This is a genomic window from Larkinella terrae (genome assembly GCF_009668025.1).
GTDB lineage: Bacteria > Bacteroidota > Bacteroidia > Cytophagales > Spirosomataceae > Larkinella > Larkinella terrae.
The window spans coordinates 1,666,963-1,685,628 of record NZ_WJXZ01000014.1; the positions used below are offsets into that span (position 1 = coordinate 1,666,963).

Consider the following 18,666-nt stretch of genomic DNA (forward strand, 5'->3'; position numbering starts at 1 on the left):
AAAATTATATTTTGTAGTTTTACCAGCATGGCAACGATTTTTCGTACTTCCATCGCTCTGATCCGAAATTTATGAACGTCTCGGTTGACAACAACGAGGAAAAACTTCTGGTGGCACGCCTTCGGGAAGGCGACCACCTGGCTTTCCGTGCGATCTACGAAAATTACGCTGACGCGTTGCTGAGAAGGCTTCTCCGGCTGACCCGAGTCGACCACATTGCCGAAGATTTGTTGCAGGAAACGTTTGTAAAGCTGTGGGAAAAACGGGAAACGATCGACCCGGGTCTGCCGCTAAAACCGTGGCTCTATAAAGTGGCTGAAAACCTGGTGTTTCAATTCTTCCGGAAACTCGCCCTGGACAGTCGGCTTCAGAATGAGATGATCGAGTGGTACGGCAAGGTAAACCGCATCGCCTTTGAAGAAGAACTATTTTCCCGGGAAAAACAGGATTTGCTTCACCAAGCTATCCGGCAACTGTCTCCGCAACAAAGGCAAGTTTTTAATCTTTGCAAACTGGAAGGCCTGAGTTACGAAGAAACCGCCAGTCTGCTCGGAATCTCACCTTCGACTGTCAGCAATCACCTGGTGAAAGCCAGCGCCAGTGTGCGCCATTACCTCCGGCAGCACAAAGACTCCATTTTTAGTCTTCTCTCCCTTTTTCTGTAAAACAACCGGCGTTCGAATGGCTTTTGTCCTGGGAAAGCTATAAAACCGGGAGCGAAAAAATATTTTTCGCACTAGACTAGTGTGTTTTCCAATCCTGCGCATATAGGGAAGAAAAAAGCATTTTGAATAGTCCAAAAGACATCCATGACCTTTTCCCGGCTTTTCTCGATGGGACGCTGACTCCGCCGGAATTGACCAGACTGTTTCGTCATTTTGGTACAGCGGACGAAGAAGAACTGCGTTCGCTGATTCAAACGGAAATGGAATTTGGCAAGGAGCCGGTTGAGCAGGCCGACCGGAATCTCAAACCCCGGCTGGAGGCCATTTATAATCGAATTGATCAGCAGGTACGAACGGAAGTGCGGGCCGAACCTGCCATTGGCCGCCGGAATTTTCCGGTTTTCCTGCGCTATGCGGCTACCGTGCTGCTGGTGTTGGGAGTGAGCTGGCTCCTGATGCAAAAGCTTATTCCCGAGTGGAATACCGGTGAATGGAAAAAGATAACGACCCGATACGAGCGCAACAAAGTTGTGTTGCCCGATGGCACCCAGATCTGGCTGGGGCCGCAAAGTAGCCTGGAATATCCGCTGACGTTTTCCGGCAACCTGCGCCCGGTTAAACTGGATGGCGAGGCATTTTTCGAGGTAACCCGGGACGTAAACCGCCCCTTTACGATCAACTCCGGAAAATTAATCACCCGGGTCTTGGGGACCTCTTTCCGAATCGATTCGTACGACAATGAAAAATCGGCAACCGTCACGGTGCTTACCGGCAAGGTTTCGGTTTCGGCAGCAGCTGAGCCGTCAAAGGAACTGAAGCTTTTACCTTTTCAGCAGGCTTACTTACAATCTGATTCACAGGACGTTGCAATGCGTGCTTATCCTTCGGCAAAGGAATTGGTACGGCGAAGAGAAGGCAACATCCGTTACGAAGGAACCAGTCTGGCTGACATTGTGCGGGATATTCAAAAAATCTCCCCGCAACAGATCGTTACGAAGGCTGACCTTTCCAGATGCTCGTTTTACGGTGAACTGAAGGCCGGAGACAACCCACTGAAATTCTTAGAAAACGTTTGTCAAGTTAACAACTTAACCCTCCAGAAGCAAAATGAAACGTCGGTAACCATTACTGGCAACGGCTGCCGGAAGTAGCTGGGCCAAAAAAAGCCCCTCCTCATCGCCAAACAAGAAAGGGGCACAAGTTAACTGTTTTTAAACCTACAACTGACAATGGCCCGAGAAGCCGCCGAGTTGGTATGAAACAACTAACCCGCGTAAAACTATGTATTTAAATCTACTATTCAAAGTAAACCGTACCGCCACAGGCGCCAGATGGTCTGTTGTGCTGTTCTTTATTTTGACGGCCACAGCCCTTTATGGGCATCCGGCGAGCGCGCAGGAAGTGCTGGAAAAAGAGATCACCGTAAAATTCCAGGATACGCCACTGAAAGTGGTCCTGGACGAACTGGCTACCAAATCAGGGCTTCGTTTTATGTATGGCGGGGATGTTGCCAGAAGTGGTTTATTGGTAACTTTTAAAGCCAGCAACAAATCCCTTAAATACGTTCTGGATGAGATTTTTAACCCGACCCGGTTTAATTACATCGTCGAGGATAAGAAGATTCTGGTTTTGCAGAACCAGTCATCCACGGCCGCCAAATCGCTGACAGCCGCCAACAGCCAGGGCGTGTTGCCCACGATGCTCGACAAAGCATCCGAAATCACCGTTGGCGGCAAAGTGACTGATAACAAGGGGCAAAGCCTCATCGGCGTGAATATCGTGGTGAAAGGCACCACCGTCGGCACCACGACGGATGAAAACGGCGGTTTTTCCCTGAAAGTCGAAAACCGGGACCAGGTGCTCGTTTTCTCATTTGTGGGATTTCAGACCAAAGAAGTTGAGCTGAAAACCCAGACCCGCCTGGAAGTGGTTTTGCAGGAGAGCGACAAAACACTGGAAGAAATCGTGGTGGTGGGTTACGGGACCCAGAAAAAAAGGGACCTGACCGGGGCCGTCGCTCAGATCAGCGCTACCCGGCTGGAAAATGAAAACCCGGCCTCGGTGCAGGATATTTTACGGGGAAACATTTCCGGGCTCAATGTTGGGTATTCGACGACTGCCAAACCGGCCAGTTCGCTTCAGGTGCGGGGAAGTAACACCTTAAATGCCAACGGAGACCCCCTGATTGTTCTGGACGGGATCATCTACTATGGTCAGTTGCTGGATATCAATCCCAATGACATTCAGACCATTGACGTGTTGAAAGACGCCAGTTCGGCGGCCGTGTACGGCGCCAAGGCGGCAAATGGTGTGATCCTGATTACCACCAAAAGCGGTCAGAGCGGAAAGGCTATGGTCACGTTGAACACCAATACCGGCATCACCTCGCTGGCGCATGATCAGCCTCTCTACAACGCTAATGATTTTCTGTATTTCCGCGCCGATGTGCAGCGGAGTATGAACGCCAATCAAAATCCGCTGAAATACACGAACCCGAACGCCCTGCCGGCTTCTATGCCGCTAAAGGATTGGCTTGCGCTGGACGGGGCCACGGGGGACCCGACGACGACCTGGCTAAACCGCCTGAACCTGAGCCAGGTAGAAATTGATAATTACAAAGCGGGCCGAACCAATGACTGGTACAAGAAGGTCTTTCAGCAAGGCGTTCAGCAGGATTATAACGTGAGTGTTTCCGGCAAAAATGATGACATTTCCTACTACATTTCGCTGGGATACATGGATAATCAGGGAATTGTTGTCGGCGACCGCTACCGGACGTTTCGATCCCGGCTCAATCTGGACGCCCGAATTGCGAAGTTTCTCAAAATCGGGATCAACACCCAATTTAGCAGCCGGGACGACGGGTACGTGCCGGTGGTCTGGAGCAACATGGTGAACGCTTCGCCCTGGGGTTCTGAATTTGACGACAAGGGCAATCAGCGACTCAGTCCCCAGGACGATCAGATTGCGCTGAATCCCGCGTTATCGAAAGCCTATACCAACCGCCTGAGTATCAATAATACGCTGATCAGTACGATCTATTCCGTGGTGACGCTGCCATTTGGGATTACGTATCAGGCTAACTTTTCACCGAGAGTGGAAGGATACCGGTATTTCAATCACCAGTCTGCCGACAGTCCGCAGTGGGCACAGGCAGGGGGCTATGCGCAACGGGAGCAGCTTGACATTTATAGCTGGCAGATTGACAACCTGTTCAAGTGGAAAAAAACGTTTGGCAAGTCGCACGACCTCGATATTACATTCCTTGCCAACCTGGAAAAATACCAGAGCTGGCAGAACCGGATCGAGAACAGCGGTTTTGACCCCAGCGACCAACTGGGCTTCCACAACATCGGCACCGGGAAAAATCCCATTGTGACCAGCAACGATGAATATGGCACCGCCGACGCCCTCATGGGTCGCCTGTTCTATTCGTTCAAAAGCCGGTATATGCTGACACTTTCCCTGCGACGCGACGGCTACTCGGCCTTCGGCCAGAAAAATCCGCGGGCGACTTTCCCGGCGGCAGCGCTGGGCTGGGTAATCAGTGATGAAAAGTTTTTTAACTCCTCCTGGCTCAATTACTTAAAACTTCGCTTTTCGTACGGATTTAACGGAAACCGGGACATTGGCCGCTACGTCGCCATTTCCGATCTGGTGGCCGGAAAGTACCTGCACGTTTCCCCAACCGGCACGCTCAAGCAGGTTTCCATGCTGTATGTCAACCGGATGAGCAACGAAAATCTCCAGTGGGAGAAGAAATCGTCCCTGAATATCGGCGTCGACTTTTCGATGCTGCGGAACCGAATCAGTGGAAGCATTGAGACCTACACAATGACCAGCACGAATCTGCTGGTCCAGCGCTCCCTGCCGGATGTCACTGGTTTTAAGACGGTTTGGGCCAACCTGGGCGAAATCCGAAATCGGGGTATCGAGCTCAACCTGACGTCGGTCAACATCAACACCCCGCTGGTGACCTGGAAATCCACCCTGAACTTTTCGATGAACCGGAATAAAATCATCAGCCTGTACGGCGACCGGCAAAACATTCTCGACAGCGAGGGGAAAGTAATCGGCACCCGCGAGCCCAACGACATCACCAACAAATGGTTTATCGGCCAGCCGCTGGATGTGATCTGGGATATTAAAATTCTGGGCGTTTACCAGAAGAACGAAGCCGAGCTTGCCCAGAAATACGGGGTAAAACCGGGTGATTTCAAACTGCAGGATGTGAACAATGACGGGAAATATACCGATGCCGACCGCCAGTTTCTCGGTTATACGGAGCCCCGGTTTCGGTGGACGCTTCGCAATGAGCTCCGGCTTTTCAAACGGTTCGACGTTTCCTTCATGATGTATTCGTACTGGGGGAACAAAGGTTCGTTCAATACCGCGAAAAACCAGAATGGATACATGGACCGGGTGAATGCGTATATGCAGCCTTACTGGACGGCCGAGAACCCGATCAACGACTACGCCCGGCTATCTTCCAGCGACGGAAGTGCGTCGTATAGTGTATACCGTGACCGATCGTTTGTCCGTCTCGAAAATGTATCTGTCGCCTATAATCTGCCCGCTAACGTGTTCGGCAGGCTGGGTCTGAAAAATGCAAAAGCCTATTTCAGCGTCCGAAATGTGGCGGTTTACAGCCGGGAGTGGAGCTTCTGGGATCCCGAAAACGGCGCACCGACTCCGAGAACGGCCACCCTGGGCATCAATGTTTCGCTGTGATGATTCCGGAAAACGTTCATGCCGCAAAATGGCGGAAGCCAGGTATTGGAAAGGATTTGAAAACCGGTTTTTATAAACCTATAGTTATGAAACGACGCATTTATAATTTGGCTGGGGCCATCGTGCTTCTTTTGATGGCGGGATGTAACACGGAATTCCTGAAGCCCAAACCGCTCTCCTTCTTTTCGCCCGAAACCACTTTTTCGGATCCGGAGGCCTTGGTGGCGGGTCTGGTCTCCTGCGAAAACATGCTCCGGGATGAATACCTGGGTACCGGTTCACCGATCACCACCCAACTGGTGTTTTCGGAAGTTGCCATCGAAGGGACCACGGATGCCGCCAAACCCTCGCAGAACCTGAACCTCCAGATTACGCCGGACGCCGACCTGAACAATTCGGCAACTACCCGAATCGGGTGGTTCTGGCAGAAATATTACGAAGGCATCCGGTATGCGAATACGGTGATCAGCCGGATTGATCAGCCGAAATACTCCTCGGAAAAGGAACGGAATGCCATTCTGGGAGCCGCTTATTTTCACCGGGCCTACCGCTATTATGGGCTATGCCATGAGTTTGGCGATGTGCCGCTGGAGCTAAAAGAGCGGACGGGCACCAAACTGGATTATTACTCGACAAAGCGGGAGGTGATTCTGACACGCATGAAGCAGGATCTGGAGTTTGCCCAGGAATGGGTCAGTGATGAGGTCGATAAAGGAGCGGTCACCAAAGGGGCCGTCAGTCACCTGCTGACCAAAGTCAACCTCGCGCTGGGGCTTTTCGACGATGCTATTAAATCGGCCAGTAACGTGATCGATGGAGGCCGTTACGCTTTGATGACCAGCCGGTTCGGTGTCGATAAAGGCAACGCGGCAAAAAATATAACCTGGGACCTGCACCGGCCCGAAAACAAGGCGTTGCCGGAAAACCGGGAAGCCCTGATGCTCGTCATCGACCGGCGCAATGTGGCGGGAAATTATACCGGGGCCAATGGCAGCGATCTCATGTACAACGCCGTTCCGCTGTGGTGGAATAACATTCTGACGCCCAACGGAAACCGGGGAACCGTCGATCAGGCCGGTATCAATCTCGATCAGGTTACCTTCTACGGGCGGGGTGTTGGCAAGGCCCGGGCGACCTGGTATACCACCCACGCCGTTTGGGGAGCCGCCGAAAAAGAAGATTTACGGCACGCTCCGGGGAATTGGATGCGCATGCAGGACCTGGTTTACAATCACCCCAACCTGAAAACGATCGGCGACCCGTATTACGGAAAACCGATCCAGTTATTCAGCAGCTCGGGGGTGTTGCTTTGCAGTGACACGATACGAAACTGGTTCGAATGGCCGCAGTACAAATTGTACATTCCCGATCTGGACCGTACTCCGGCCTTTGGCGGTCGGACGGACTGGTACGTATTCCGGCTAGCGGAAACCTACCTCCTGCGTGCCGAAGCTTATTTTTGGAAAGGGGACTTCGCCCTGGCTGCCCAGGACCTGAATCAGGTCAGGGTCAGAGCGAATGCCCAACCGCTGTCGCCCTCAGCAATTACGATCGGTACCATTCTGGATGAACGCGCGCGCGAACTCTACTACGAAGAGCACCGGAAGGTAGAGCTGACCCGCATCGCCTACATTCTGGCCCAGACCGGAAAAACCGCCTACAATGGAAAGACGTATTCGCTGGCCAATTTTTCGGAAAAGAATTTCTGGTTTGACCGGATTATGGAAAAAACCGAGTTCTACAACAAAGGCGCCAAGACCCGGTATGGAAATCCATATACGATAAGTGCGTACCACGTCTTGTGGCCGGTTCCGGCCAGCGCCATCAGCGGCAACAGCCGGGGTGTGATCAACCAGAATTTTGGGTATGCCGGTTTTGAGCGAAACAAACCCGCCCTCACCGCGATCACCGATGAATAGCCTTTCATAACTTCCAGTTCCGTCACCCAATCAGTTCGAATGATGCCAACAGCCCGATATGTAAGGGGTTGAGTGGGGGCTTTTTGCTTACCATTTTCGACAGCGCCGGTGACGACTTATTGAACAACCAAAGAAAAACCGTTAACCAACATGATTAAAGAGAAAAGCGATCGAAGAACATTTCTTGCCGCGACGATAAAAGGTACAGCTGCCCTTTCAGTTGGAGGGATCCTACCCGGATTCAGTCCCCGGAGTTACGCCAACATTGTGGGCGCGAATGAACGGGTGAATGTGGGGATCATGGGTGTTAATAACCGGGGCCGGGCCCTGGCCAAGAATTTTGCCTCCCAACCCAACAGCCGGGTCGTTCATATTTCGGATGTGGATAGCCGGGCGTCAGCCCGATCGATTGAGGAAGTGACGAAGGTGCAGAACAGCAAGCCGGTCGATACACCGGATTTTAGGAAGGCCCTGGAAGATAAACAGTTGGATGCGCTGGTCATTGCCGCGCCGGATTTCTGGCATGCCCACGCTTCCATCATGGCGTTGAAGGCGGGTAAACACGTATACGTGGAAAAACCGTGCAGTTACGACCCCAATGAAGGGGAGCTTCTGGTCAAGGCTTCCAAAAAATACAAAGGAATCATCCAAATGGGCAACCAAAGGCGTTCGTGGCCCAACATCGTCAAAGCCATTCAGGAGTTGCACGCGGGCGCGATCGGCCGGGTTTATTTCGGAAAGGGCTGGTACGCCAATACGCGGCTGGACATCGGAAAAGGAAAAGAGACGGCGGTTCCGTCCTGGTTGAATTACGACCTCTGGCAGGGCCCCGTGCCCCGGCGGCCCTACCGGGATAATCTGGTGCATTACAACTGGCACTGGTTCTGGCATTGGGGAACCGGCGAAGCTGTAGGAAATGGTGTGCACATGCTCGACATGCTGCGCTGGGGAATGGGGGTCGACTATCCGGTGCGGGTGACATCCGCCGGTGGCCGCTATCACTTTTCGGACGATTGGGAAACGCCGGATACCCAGATCATTACCTGGGAATTTGCCAACAAAAGCAGCATTCTTTGGGAAGCCAGAAGTTGTAACGGACACGGCGTGGACGACATTGGTGTTGGCGTAACCTTCTACGGCGAAAACGGTTCGCTGACCATTAACGGCAACGGCTATATCCTGTATGACCTGAAAGGGGCTGTGGTGAAAACCGTCAAAGAAGGCGACAACATGAATCTGCTCGACCGGTCCAATCCGTCCCAAAATCTGGACTCGCTGCACTTCCAGAATTTCTTTGACGCGATCAAAACCGGCGCTGCCCTGAACGCCGACATTCCGAACGGACACATCAGTACGCTGCTCTGCCAGCTCGGAAACATTGCCTGGCGAACCGGCGACGTCCTGCTCACCGATCCGACCAACGGCCACATCCTCAACAGCGCCAAAGGCAAAAAGCTCTGGGCGCGCACGTACGAGCCCGGCTGGGAACTGACTGTATAACACACCATATTTTTTATCAGTGTTTCAACCTTCCTGCCTGCGGGCAGGAAGGTTGAAAAATCACGGCCTTTTCATGGAAAGCATTTCGGTAGCCACCTTGACAAAACCTCAAATTAACCGATCCATCGTGGTGATCGGTAGCTTATTTTTTGTATTCGGTTTTGTTACCTGGATCAATGCCATTTTAATTCCTTACTTCAAGATTGCCTGCGAGTTATCCAACTTCCAGTCGTATCTGGTCGCGTTTGCCTTCTACATTTCCTATTTCGTAATGTCGGTACCGGCATCTTTTCTTTTGAAAAAAGTGGGATTTAAAAACGGGATGCTGTTGGGTTTTCTGGCGATGGCAACCGGAGCGTTTATTTTTCTGCCCGCTGCTTACACCCGGACCTACGAAATTTTTCTATGCGGTTTGTTTACCATCGGAACCGGGCTGGCCATACTGCAATCGGCAGCGAATCCCTACATTACCCTGCTGGGTCCGAAAGAGCGGGCCGCGCAGCGCATCAGTATCATGGGAATTTGTAACAAGGGTGCCGGGATTCTCGCCCCATTTGTCTTTTCGTTCTTTCTGTTACGGCCGGAAGACACCGAAACCATTGCCCATCTGGCCGACATGGCGGCCGCCGAACGGGAACTCTTTCTGAACGCCCTGATCCGCCGGGTCATGCTGCCGTATTCGTGTTTGGGAATTGTGTTGATTGCATTGGGGGCGCTGGTGAAATTCTCCCCGCTGCCGGAAATCGATACGGATGAAGATCCCATTGAAACCCGGCAGGCTGGTCCGGGGAAGAAGAGCATCTGGCAGTTTCCTTACCTGATTCTGGGCGCTGTAGCTATATTCACCCACGTTGGTACTCATGTGATCGCCATCGACACCGTGATCGGCTATGCGGGGTCGATGGGAATTCCATTGACAAAAGCCCGGTCATTTCCCTCATTTACGCTGCTGGCCACGATGATCGGCTACATTACAGGAATCATTTTGATCCCCCGATTTATCAGTCAGCTTTCCATTTTCAGAGCCTGCACCTTGCTGGGCACCGCGCTTTCCCTGGGCATTTTACTCTCCAAAGCGGACGTAGCCCTATTCGGCTATCAGTCAGATGTATCGCTGTGGCTGGTAGTCTTGCTGGGACTGGCGAATTCGTTGATCTGGGCAGGAATCTGGCCCCTGGCACTCGACAATCTGGGCAAATTTACCAAACTGGGCGCTTCGATCCTGATCATGGGATTATGTGGGCAGGCCATCATGCCATTGATTTACGGCTATCTGGCGGATACCTACGACCACCGGTTTGCTTACGTGATTTTGCTTCCCTGCTATGGTTACCTTATCTTTTACGCCTTCAAGGGGTATCGCATTCAAAGCTGGAACCCCCTTTCGGTCCAAACAGAACGTTAATCCAATTCTTTTTTAACTACTGATGAAACGATTTCAACAAGATCTTTTAAGCGTCTCTGTTTTTCAAAACCGGCAGGAACTTGGCCGTGCGGCCGCGACGGAAATTGCCGCCGTGATCAACCGGCTTCTCCGGGAAAAAGAGTCCATTACTATGGTTTTCGGGGCGGCTCCTTCTCAGGACGAAACGCTGCTGGCATTGGTCCTGGACCCGTCCATCGATTGGTCGCGGATCCGTGCTTTTCACATGGATGAATACGTGGGTCTGGCACCGGATGCCCCGCAGCTTTTCAGTCAGTATCTGAAGGCGCATTTGTTCGATCAGGTTCCGTTACGGGAAACGTTCCTGATCAACGGGAACGCTGAGGATCTGGAACAGGAATGCGCGTGGTATGCGGCTCTGCTGAAGGAATACCCAACCGACATCGTCTGCCTTGGCATTGGCGAAAACACCCACATTGCCTTTAACGACCCGCACGTGGCCGATTTTCACGATAAAAGGCTGGTAAAGGTGGTGGACCTGGATTTACAGTGCCGCAGCCAGCAGGTCAATGACGGTTGTTTCCCAATACTGGAAGACGTCCCCCGGCAAGCCATTACGCTTACCGTACCTGCGCTTTTTCGCGCGGACTACGCGTTTTGCATGGTGCCGAATCAACGGAAAGCGCGGGCGGTTTTTTTAACCCTGACGACCCCGGAAATTACCAGTCGGTATCCGGCCTCCATCCTCCGCGAGCACTCCAATGCCGCCTTGTTTCTGGATGCGGACAGCGCCAGCCAGATTCTGGAAGTTTACGAAGTTACCGGTTTCTGAGCTATTCTTCGATTTTTAAAGCCCTGACTATGATTGAATTGCAACAACTGAAACGAAGAACATTCCTGAAAACGACGATTGCGGGAAGCGTTCCATTCGTGTTTTCCAAATCCTTAAAACCGGTATCATTGGCCCAGCCCGGAAAACGGATCGGGATCATTGGCCTTGATACTTCGCATAGTGTAGCCTTTACCAAAGCCTTACATGCCGCTGCTGAGTCCGATACCTATAAGGGTTACAAGGTTGTTGCGGCCTATCCGTATGGCAGTCAGAAAATTCAAAGCAGCAAGGAGCGGATTCCGGGCTACATGGAGCAAATCGGCAAATACCAGGTAGCCATTGTTGATTCGATCCGTGAACTGCTGACGCAGGTCGATTTTGTCTTGCTGGAAACGAATGATGGTACGCTTCACCTGCCGCAGGCGCTCGAAGTGCTGGCAGCAGGAAAACCGCTCTTTATTGATAAACCGATGGCGGCCAGTCTCCGGGATGCCATTGCCATTTTTAAAGCGGCCGAAAAATACAAGGTGCCGGTTTTTTCGACCTCGTCGCTCCGGTATATTAAAGGTATGGACGAGTTGAAAAAGGAGAAAGTCATCGGCGCGGATACGTTTAGCTCGGCAACCATTGAGCCTTCTCATCCGGATCTTTTCTGGTATGGCATTCACGGAATTGAACCATTGATGGCCGCGATGGGCCCCGGTTGTCGGCAAGTATCCCGGATTTCCCGACCCGATTGTGATCTGGTGATCGGTCTATGGGCGGATAACCGCATCGGAACATTTCGGGGACTGAGAGATACCAAGGTGGGTTACGGCGGAACGGTTTTTACCCAGGCCGGGGAGCGTGTACTGGGTCCTTTTGGCGGGTATGAGCCTCTGCTGGCCCAGATTATCAATTTCTTTGAAACAGGCAAAGTCCCCGTCACACAGCAGGAAACGATTGACGTGCTGGCATTGATGGAAGCGGCCGATGAAAGCAAAAAACAGCATGGCGCTTTCGTCTCCCTGGAATCCATGATAGCGCGGGCCCGGCAATGAAATCCCAGCACTACAGCATTGTTAACGGTAAAATCCTGACGCCCCACCGGTGTATTGCGAACGGAAGCGTGCAGGTTGAAAATGGTGTGATCACCGGTGTGTATGAACGAGCATTTTGTGCGCCCGGTTCGGCGGAGATCGATGCGGGCGGCCTCTACATCGCCCCCGGTTTTATCGATATTCACGTGCATGGCGGAGGTGGGGCCGATTTTATGGATGCTACCGACGAGGCCTTCCAAACCGTGGCGGCTACCCATCTTCGGCATGGAACAACGGCCATGACACCGACTACGCTCACGGCGGGTAAAGAAGAACTCGCGGAAACCCTGACCGTTTGCCAGCGGGTTATGGCTGGCAAAACCGGCGGGGTTCGTTTTCTAGGGATGCATTTGGAAGGCCCATATTTTGCCCTGAATCAGCGCGGTGCCCAGGATCCCCGGTTCATCCGCGATCCGGCCCCCGAAGAGTACCAGTCCCTGATCGACCGGTTTCCCGGCGTATTGTCCCGCTGGAGCGCAGCCCCGGAATTGCCGGGCGCACTGGATTTTGCGCGCCATGCGGTTTCCAAAGGCATTCTGGTGTCCCTGGCCCATACGGATGCGTTATAAGACGATATCGTCAACGGTTTTGACCACGGCTACACCCTGGCTACTCACCTGTACTCGGCCATGAACGGCGTGACCCGAAGGGGAACATTCCGGTATGCCGGTGCCGTTGAGGCCGCTTTTTTGATTGATGAAATGGATGTCGAGATCATCGCTGACGGCATTCATCTGCCGCCCCCGTTGTTGCAACTCGTCTACAAAATGAAAGGCCCCGATCGCATTGCCCTGGTGACGGATGCCATGCGGGGAGCCGGTATGCCGGAAGGAGCCAGTATTCTGGGCTCGTTGCAGCACGGAATCAGCGTCATTGTGGAAGACGGAGTCGCCAAAATGCCGGATCGATCCGGTTTTGCGGGTAGTGTCGCGACGATGGACCGACTGGTGCGTACAATGGTTCACCATGCGCATATTCCCCTGATCGATGCGGTCAGGATGGCTACGTCTACTCCAGCCCGCATCATGGGAGCGAAACAACTCGGGGCTCTGGCTGAAGGAAAACGCGCCGATATTGTCCTGTTTGACGACGACATCCGGATCAAACTGGTGATGGTAGATGGCCAGGTATTGGTCGACAATTTGAAAACCGGTCCGATGGAATAACCGGTACACGGTCGTCCGAATCATTTTTAAGTGGTATAATGGGCCACCATTTTATTGACTTTTCCCTGCTCGTCAAAAAACATGACTTCGATTGCTTTCTTATTCATGACTGAGGTATAATAGAGGGCAACCGAATTGACACCTTCGGTTACGTCAATAAGTTCAAAATGTAGGTCCGGGATTTTTTCCAATGCTTTCTTCCAATAGTCGCCAACCGCTTCTTTGCCGGCCAGCGAATCGGTTTTTCCACCGGTTGCCAGTTTGATCATGGGGGTAGAAATCTCGATATCGTCGGCATAATGCGACAGAATACCCTCCAAATCGTGCGAATTCCAGGAAGCAATCCATTCCCTGGCAAATTGATGAGCGTCCATTTCAGTTGGTAGTTGGGATCGGTGAAAAACGAAAGAGGATTCCAAAAATCAATGGATACCATTCCGTTTTTCAAACCGATGTTCGTGGTAAATACTATATTTTCTTATACAGGATGTTTCTGTATTGAACGATAAAGGGCGGTCCGGAGTGCATTTGAAACCCGATTAGCCCTTCCGGGGTAAAGTTTTTAGAGTCTTCATCAATCGAAATACTCATCACCTGGTTATTAATGATGTGAATCATGATGGGGCCTCGGGCAATGATATGGTAGGTATTCCAGCCGTTGATATTGACCACACCGCGCAGCAGGGCCGGGTCGGCAATCTTTGCCACGGATTTGAAAGTGGGGCCTTCGGCCACGCGCGTAACCTCACCGCGTCGGGCTAAGACCACATGCCCGGTTCTGCCCCGTTCTTCATGAACGTTTCCGGTAAATAGGTTGGTGAAATCCAGGTCCGCCTGATAGCCTTTCAGAATCCATTTTCCGACTTCCGGCAGCTCTTTGCTCCGGTACTGCATGCCACTGTTTGTTCCGTTGATTTTAAAATCGAATTTCAGTTCAAAATCTTTGACGGTTCCTCCGCGCCAGATGAGGAAATTGTTTTCCTTCACCACTTTCGTGGGCGTGGTTTCGCCAATGATTATCCCGTTCTCGGCGCGCCAGAAGGTGACATCCCCATCCCAGCCATTCAGGGTCTTTCCATCAAAAATCGGAACGAATCCAAGACTGTCATCCTTGATGGTTGCCGGGAACAATCGGCCCATTCCGCCCGCACCAGGAGGTCTGGCAGCCGGATTTGCTGCGGGAGTGGTTTGCGCGTAACTGGCAGAACCGTTTAAGCATGAAGTGGTAATCAAACTTCCTAAGGCAAACCGGCGGAAGCGGTTTTTAAGGGCTTTCTTCATTTCGAATTTGTTTGAAGGCTGATTGTCAATTTTATACCAAAAGGAAACACCTTTGACCAGATACTGTGTACCCCTCCAGATATTCACTCGTCGAAATGCGATGATTGAGTGAATGCTATTTACTAAAATCGGATCAATCCTGAAACGATTGGAAGAAACGGCTCTTTACCGGCGGTTTTGTATAATTGCCGGATTACGATTGGACGCTGGAACCTTGGGCACTGACACCCGTTCATCCTTCCAGCCAGAATTAAATCCGGCATGGGCAGGTTTTCAAGTCAATTTGTTATCCTCCAATATTTTTTATTACAAATTCCGGTTTTTAACCGTTCGGGGTGCGTATCTGAAATTATTGGGTCGGAACTGGTGTATTTACTGTGAACTTAAGCGGGGAGAATCCGTCGACTTCTCCACCTGACTGGTCGGTAAAAACCGTACCGACTTTCATCTCAATAACTCCCGATGTCCAAAAAGACGTATTTCTTTCTCATCCTGATTTTAGGCAGTTTGACGGCACTGGGGCCGTTTTCGATTGACATGTATTTGCCGGGCTTCCCCGCCATTGCCAAAGACCTCCACACCACCGCAGCCAAAGTATCCCTTTCCCTGTCCGGTTTTTTCATCGGTATTTCCGTGGGGCAGTTGCTATACGGACCTTTGCTGGACCGGTTTGGGCGCAAAAAGCCGCTGTACATTGGGCTGATCGTCTACATTCTGGCATCGGCTGGCTGCGCTTTCACCACGAGTATCGACGGACTGATCGTCATGCGCGTAATTCAGGCCATCGGCAGTTGCGCGGCTGCTGTCGCTTCGGTAGCCATGGTGCGCGATCTATTTCCGGTGAAAGACAACGCCAAGGTGTTCTCCCTTTTACTGCTAGTCGTGGGCGCTTCACCGATGATCGCGCCCACCGTCGGGGGCTATGTGACGGCGGCTTTCGGTTGGCAAACGGTTTTTGTCATTCTGATGGCGATGGGTATGGCGATTCTGCTCGCCGTATTTTTCTGGTTGCCTGCGAGTTACAAACCCGATAAATCGATCTCGCTGAAGCCCAAACCGATTTTGCTTAATTTCTGGAGTGTCCTGCGGGAACCCCAGTTTTACACCTATGCCTTTACCAGCGCCATCGCTTTTTCCGGACTCTTTGCCTACGTCTCGGGCTCGCCGATTTTGTTTATGGAAGTGTTTCATACCGATGAAAAAGTGTACGGCTGGATCTTCGCCTTTCTTTCTGTGGGCTTTATCGGATCCAGCCAGGTAAATACCCTTTTGCTTCGGAACTTCAGGAGCGAGCAAATCGTCAATGTGGCTTTAATTTGTCAGGTGATCGTTGCCCTGACTTTTCTGGCAGTCGCAATGAGCGGTTTGCTAACCCTCTCAATCACCATCGTTTTTCTGTTTCTGTTTCTTTGCTGCATCGGTTTTACAAACCCGAATGCCGCAGCCTTGTCGCTGGCACCATTTGCCAAAAATGCCGGTAGCGCTTCGGCCCTGATGGGCGCGCTCCAGATGGGAATGGGCACGCTGATATCCATTTTTGTAAGCCTCTTCGAAGTGCCTTCTGCCGTTCCGATGGTGTTGGGAATGGCGGGCTCGGCAACCCTGGCCCTGCTGGTTTTGGTGACCGGGCGAAGAAATATCGTTCATCAGGTGGAAGTTCAACAGGACGCCGATTCGGCCCTGATCCATTAAAGCCGAATAGTCTGCTTCATGCACCTGGGCCGAATCGGCAGCTATTGGGTTTACCAAAAACCGCCTTTCATCTTTCTTAATAGAGCCTCCAAGATCGTTCAAGAGTCGATCGATGGAGACCGTAATCGAAGGTGCCGGATTGCCTGAATGGGAGTAACGGGATGAGGAGGCAGGGCGAGAATTTAGGTCGAAAACCGGTTTAATTAAACAACCGTCTGAATGCCAGTGGAGAAAGATTCGTTTTGGATTTAAAGAGTTTACTAAACGATTGGGAGTGCTCAAACCCTAACGCATACGCCACTTCGCTGACCGTTAACTGGGTAGTAGACAGTTTTTCTTTTGCCTTTTCAATCAGTTTTTCGTGAATATAGTGCTGGGCGTTTTGCCCGATGAGCGACCGCAGCATATCACTCAGGTAGCTGGGCGTAAGGTTCACTTGTTCAGCCAGGTAGCCAACACTTGGCAATCCCTGCAAGACCGACGGCTCATCGTTAAAATAATGCTCCAGTACCTCTTCCAGCTTCTGGAGCAGGTCGTGATTCACGGCTTTGCGGGTAATAAACTGCCGTTTGTAGAAGCGATTGGCGTAGTTCAGCATCAGCTCAATTTGAGAAATAACCACATCCTGACTGAAATCGTCGATCCGGCTGGCCAGTTCCTTTTCGATCATCTTAAAGATATCAAAAATCGTGGCCTTTTCTTCTTCGGAAAGATGCAGCGTTTCCCGGGTCGAATACGAGAAAAAACCGTATTGTTTGATGTTCCGGGCCAGGGGATACCCCAAAAGAAAATCCGGATGTATCAGCAAGGTATACTCGGAAAACGCGCCGACCTCGTTGTCGTGACTTCCAACGACCTGACCGGGGGAAGCGAAGAGCAAACCGCCTTCATCGAAATCATAATAGCTCTGACCGTACTTTATTTTGCCGTTCAGTTTGGGCTTGTAAGATATTTTGTAAAAACCCAGCACATGGTGGTGCGCAATCCGGGTCTCATCAACCTGCGTATAGGTCCCGTTGATCAAACTGACCAGGGGATGCTGCGGCTTCAGTAAGCCAAAGGCCCGGTGCGCATCGGCCAGTGAGACCATTTTTTTCGGACTGTTTTCAACTTTGTTCATCGATCTGCAGATTAAAATGACAACCAAACCTTAAAATGGTTCGGTTGTCAGGGATGTTTCGTCAACAATTTTTGCCATCGGCGGGGTTCCTTAATTGGATGCGCCCTGGGCCGAATTGGAAACCGCTTCCCAGGCTTCCCAGGTGGCTAACCGCTCCGCATAAGCCTGACGGACCCAGGGTAAGCACTGGCTGCCGAGGAAAAACCGGAGTGGCGGCTGTGGGGCATCGACTACCTGGAAAAGAGCGTTCGGCGTTGCCGCCGGATCCCCGCGTTCCATTGCCCTTAAACCACCAAAAAACTGATTTTTAAAATCGGTATAAATGTCCAGGCCTTGCGCGAACTTTAAGGATTCCGGCGTTCCGAACTCGGTGGCGTAGGCGCCCGGTTCGATGATGGTAACCTTGATACCAAACGCTTTAACTTCCTCCGCCAGACTTTCATGAATCGCTTCAAAAGCCCATTTTGAAGAAGCGTAGTACCCGATCACCGGTAAGGTGACGTGCCCGAGATTGCTGGATGTTCCCATGATATGGCCGTATCCCTGCTTTCTCAGGAGGGGCAAAGCCGCCTGAATGACGGAAACCGGGCCGATAACATTGGTTTCGTATAGGAGCCGAATGTCATCTGCGCTGGCTTCTTCAATGGTTCCAACCAGGGAATAACCGGCATTATTCAGCACAATATCCAATCGGCCGAAGTGGGCGTGCGCTTGTTCGATGGCGGTTTTTGCCTGTTCAGGCCGGGTCACGTCAAGTTCGATCGGGAGCACGTTGGGGCCGTATTTTTCCTTCAGGTCGGCAATGCTTTCCAATTTCCGGGCAGTTGCCGCCACCTGATCACCCCGCTGCAGGGCGGCCTCGGCCCAGACGCGGCCAAAACCACGGGAAGCGCCCGTGATGAACCAGACTTTAGTCGATTTTACAGAGGTCGGCGCCGTTTGCAGGCTGCTATTTTCATTCTGAGTTTGCATTTTTTCCTAGACATTAAATGATGCGTCAAAGGTCAGGCAATGCAATTCGCTACCTGTAGTCAAATTGAGGGGATCTGTAGCCAAATCAAGAAAAGACCGCTATCTGGTGCGTAGGATAAATACTAGTTAGGAACTTGAAAACCGTGCCATGTCCATTTGTATGGTGAAGCGGTAAATTTGTCCTTTTTCCGCCAACAGTTTTTGAGCTTATTGCCGGACCGGTTTCGGGCAATAGGCTCTTTTTTCTATAAACCCGTGATGATCAGAATTTCTCTGCCGAAATCACTTGAACAACTTTGAGATCAGTTGGAAATAAAGCCTTGTA

At 51.6% G+C, this 18,666-nt stretch carries 15 protein-coding genes; 11 read left to right on the forward strand and 4 right to left on the reverse strand.

Features of this window, described 5'->3' with window-relative positions:
* Window positions 1–71 precede the first annotated feature (71 nt).
* The 10 genes from GJJ30_RS28520 to GJJ30_RS32635 all read left to right on the forward strand — a co-directional run bounded on the left by GJJ30_RS28520 (window position 72) and on the right by GJJ30_RS32635 (window position 13,276).
* Window positions 72–665 (forward strand): RNA polymerase sigma factor, encoded by a 594-nt coding sequence (locus tag GJJ30_RS28520; RefSeq protein ID WP_154178559.1) that lies wholly within the window; start codon window positions 72–74, stop codon window positions 663–665.
* Window positions 666–787: 122 nt separating this feature from the next.
* Complete coding sequence (locus tag GJJ30_RS28525; protein ID WP_154178560.1) at window positions 788–1,816, forward strand: FecR family protein; 1,029 nt, start codon at window positions 788–790, stop codon at window positions 1,814–1,816.
* Between the two features lie 130 nt (window positions 1,817–1,946).
* The gene (locus GJJ30_RS28530) at window positions 1,947–5,396 is read left to right on the forward strand and encodes a SusC/RagA family TonB-linked outer membrane protein (RefSeq protein WP_229313476.1); all 3,450 of its coding nucleotides are present in this window, start codon (window positions 1,947–1,949) and stop codon (window positions 5,394–5,396) included.
* Window positions 5,397–5,482: 86 nt separating this feature from the next.
* Window positions 5,483–7,315 carry a RagB/SusD family nutrient uptake outer membrane protein gene (locus GJJ30_RS28535; RefSeq protein ID WP_154178561.1) on the forward strand — a complete coding sequence of 611 codons (1,833 nt, stop codon included), beginning with the start codon at window positions 5,483–5,485 and terminating at the stop codon, window positions 7,313–7,315.
* A 150-nt stretch (window positions 7,316–7,465) separates the two neighbouring features.
* Window positions 7,466–8,815, forward strand: coding sequence for a Gfo/Idh/MocA family protein (locus GJJ30_RS28540; RefSeq protein ID WP_154178562.1), 1,350 nt, complete (start codon window positions 7,466–7,468; stop codon window positions 8,813–8,815).
* A 73-nt stretch (window positions 8,816–8,888) separates the two neighbouring features.
* Window positions 8,889–10,220 (forward strand): sugar MFS transporter, encoded by a 1,332-nt coding sequence (locus GJJ30_RS28545; RefSeq protein ID WP_154178563.1) that lies wholly within the window; start codon window positions 8,889–8,891, stop codon window positions 10,218–10,220.
* Between the two features lie 22 nt (window positions 10,221–10,242).
* Complete coding sequence (locus GJJ30_RS28550) at window positions 10,243–11,031, forward strand: 6-phosphogluconolactonase (protein WP_154178564.1); 789 nt, start codon at window positions 10,243–10,245, stop codon at window positions 11,029–11,031.
* 29 nt (window positions 11,032–11,060) lie between these two features.
* Complete coding sequence (locus GJJ30_RS28555; RefSeq protein WP_154178565.1) at window positions 11,061–12,071, forward strand: Gfo/Idh/MocA family protein; 1,011 nt, start codon at window positions 11,061–11,063, stop codon at window positions 12,069–12,071.
* Window positions 12,068–12,679, forward strand: a complete 612-nt coding sequence (locus tag GJJ30_RS32630) for an amidohydrolase family protein (protein WP_310588414.1) — start codon at window positions 12,068–12,070, stop codon at window positions 12,677–12,679. Before GJJ30_RS28555 ends, GJJ30_RS32630 begins: the two co-directional genes overlap by 4 nt.
* 6 nt (window positions 12,680–12,685) lie before the next feature.
* Window positions 12,686–13,276, forward strand: a complete 591-nt coding sequence (locus tag GJJ30_RS32635; RefSeq protein ID WP_310588424.1) for an amidohydrolase family protein — start codon at window positions 12,686–12,688, stop codon at window positions 13,274–13,276.
* Window positions 13,277–13,302: 26 nt separating this feature from the next.
* Here GJJ30_RS32635 and GJJ30_RS28565 read toward each other — a convergent pair whose 3' ends face one another.
* Both GJJ30_RS28565 and GJJ30_RS28570 read right to left on the reverse strand, forming a co-directional pair.
* The gene (locus GJJ30_RS28565) at window positions 13,303–13,650 is read right to left on the reverse strand and encodes a nuclear transport factor 2 family protein (protein ID WP_154178566.1); all 348 of its coding nucleotides are present in this window, start codon (window positions 13,648–13,650) and stop codon (window positions 13,303–13,305) included.
* A 94-nt stretch (window positions 13,651–13,744) separates the two neighbouring features.
* Window positions 13,745–14,557 (reverse strand): 3-keto-disaccharide hydrolase, encoded by an 813-nt coding sequence (locus GJJ30_RS28570; RefSeq protein WP_154178567.1) that lies wholly within the window; start codon window positions 14,555–14,557, stop codon window positions 13,745–13,747.
* 462 nt (window positions 14,558–15,019) lie between these two features.
* Here GJJ30_RS28570 and GJJ30_RS28575 point away from each other — a divergent pair, with 462 nt between their 5' ends.
* Complete coding sequence (locus tag GJJ30_RS28575) at window positions 15,020–16,249, forward strand: multidrug effflux MFS transporter (protein ID WP_154178568.1); 1,230 nt, start codon at window positions 15,020–15,022, stop codon at window positions 16,247–16,249.
* A gap of 199 nt (window positions 16,250–16,448) precedes the next feature.
* On the opposite strand, the gene GJJ30_RS28580 is transcribed toward GJJ30_RS28575, so the two are convergent.
* Complete coding sequence (locus tag GJJ30_RS28580) at window positions 16,449–17,369, reverse strand: helix-turn-helix domain-containing protein (protein WP_154178569.1); 921 nt, start codon at window positions 17,367–17,369, stop codon at window positions 16,449–16,451.
* A gap of 90 nt (window positions 17,370–17,459) precedes the next feature.
* Window positions 17,460–18,341 carry an SDR family NAD(P)-dependent oxidoreductase gene (locus GJJ30_RS28585; RefSeq protein ID WP_154178570.1) on the reverse strand — a complete coding sequence of 294 codons (882 nt, stop codon included), beginning with the start codon at window positions 18,339–18,341 and terminating at the stop codon, window positions 17,460–17,462.
* Window positions 18,342–18,666: the final 325 nt, after the last annotated feature.